Here is a 1,830-nt window from a genome sequence, read left to right as displayed (position 1 = left end):
CACCAGCACCCGCCCCCTGTGCCCGCGCTGCTGGACAACCTGCTGCGCCAATTCCAGATCGGCCAAAGCCAGCAAAGCCGCAGCTACGATCCGCGCGGCAACCTGATCAGCATCGAGGAGGCGGGCCGGCCGCGCATCCGACTCGAATGGGACGGGTTCGGGCGCCTGCGCCGCTGGACGCGCGAGCATGAACTGCAAGTGGTATTCAGCTACGACGCATTAGGCCGGCGCATCGCCAAGACCGCCAGCGCACGCATACCGCCCGTACCGGGCGCCGGCTCGGGCTATGAAAAAGCCCAAATCAACAAGCGCAATGCCGAGCGCGGCTATGGCACCACGCTCTATGCCTGGGATGGAGACACCCTGGCGCTGGAGCGCGACTCCCAAAGCCAGACCGATTACCTTTATGCGCCAGGCAGTTTTACGCCCATGGTGCAGAGCAAACAAAGCGCCGATGACCCCCAGCCAGAGCTGGCCTGGTACCAGTGCGACCACCTGGGCACGCCCATGGAGCTGACCGATGCCCAAGGGAAAACCATCTGGGAAGCAGACTACGGCGCGTTTGGGGGGCCAGGGTGGATGCTGGCAGCAGCACCAGTAACCACATCCGCTTCCCGGGCCAGTACCATGACGAAGAAACAGGGCTGCATTACAACCGCTATCGGTATTACGAACCGGAGACGGGGAGATATTTATCTAAGGATCCGATTGGGTTGGATGGTGGATTGAATCAATATGCCTATGTGAATGGGAATCCGCTTTCGTATTACGACCCGTATGGCCTGTGGGCGTGGGGCGACCCGATCCCGCAAGGTGCAGTCGATTTCTCAGCAGGGTTCGGGGATACGTTGTCGCTCGGTTTGACCAATTGGGCTCGTAACCAGATGGGCACGAATGGTGCCGTGAACAAGTGCTCGGGTTATTACACCGCTGGTGAGGTGGCGGGCGTTGCCGTCGATACGGTTATAGGTGGCGCGGCGGGCTGGGCAGCCGCAGGAGCCAAGGGAGCCGGCAAGGAGTTCTCGCACTGGATTCCGAACCGCATGGGCGGTCCGCGTTCGAAGTGGAATGGTAACTATGTGACGCCGGCCCAGCACTACTATCACGATCCCTTCCGATATCCGCGAGGCTGGCGTGATCTTGGCGACAAATACCCTGCTTGGTTGCAGCAGCTTGACCGGATTCCGAACGTCTACAAAGGCGGGGCCGCTGGTGCTGCCGCAGGCGCGGCCGGGGCGGGTATGAACGATTGCACGTGCCAGTGATGAGCGGATCGATTCTCAAATGGGTGGCGCATTCATGGAATCGCCTGTTCAAAGGCAAAGAGCTGTTGCCCTATGAACGTCAGGTGCTTGATGCATGGAGAGCCTCGCTGCCGGAGGAAGGTCAGCGCATTCTCGACGCGCAGCTTGAAGCGGTTTCGTTCGTTCAGCATCAAGCTGGTGGCGCGAAGGTGTGCTTCTACTATCGGGAAGATCGCGGCATGCCGCTGTTCAAGCTTGACCGGCCCGACCTGCATGCTGCGACTGTTTTATTGCGCGCCGAGGAGCTAGAAACGTTGAGGGCGAAAATCTTCCTCCATAGAGGGAGGTTCTTCTCGATTGAGTTTCCGAAGCGACCAAATCGCTATATGCAGCAGCACCACATGCAGGAGAGGGCATTGCAAGTTGCGAGTGTCGAAAACCACGTTGCCATTGCTTGATGGCCGAAGAACTATTGAGGAGCGGCCATGCCAACAATTGATCTTGCCCCTGTTTTGTGTAGCTCTTAGCCCATGATCTACGCGGCCTTTTTACGCTGTGCCTCGTACCAGCGTTGCTCGTACTGCAT

Annotated in this window: 2 protein-coding genes and 2 pseudogenes; all 4 read left to right on the top strand. The window is 59.2% G+C overall.

The features are described from left to right. Window positions 1-429: 429 nt before the first annotated feature. Window positions 430-555 (top strand): annotated as a pseudogene (locus tag G486_RS24825) (RHS domain-containing protein); the annotation flags it as partial. A gap of 20 nt (window positions 556-575) precedes the next feature. Then, window positions 576-725 (top strand): annotated as a pseudogene (locus G486_RS24820) (RHS repeat-associated core domain-containing protein); the annotation flags it as partial. Then, window positions 726-1,265 (top strand): RHS repeat-associated core domain-containing protein, encoded by a 540-nt coding sequence (locus G486_RS0116970; RefSeq protein ID WP_027016594.1) that lies wholly within the window; start codon window positions 726-728, stop codon window positions 1,263-1,265. Beyond that, entirely contained in the window at window positions 1,265-1,702 is a 438-nt protein-coding gene (locus tag G486_RS0116965) for a hypothetical protein (RefSeq protein WP_027016593.1), read from the top strand. Before G486_RS0116970 ends, G486_RS0116965 begins: the two co-directional genes overlap by 1 nt. Window positions 1,703-1,830 lie beyond the last annotated feature (128 nt).

Origin of the sequence: Comamonas composti DSM 21721, assembly GCF_000429845.1 — a bacterium.
GTDB classification, from domain to species: domain Bacteria; phylum Pseudomonadota; class Gammaproteobacteria; order Burkholderiales; family Burkholderiaceae_C; genus Comamonas; species Comamonas composti.
Note: the sequence above shows the minus strand (reverse complement) of the source record. Positions and strands in the feature narration are given on the sequence as shown.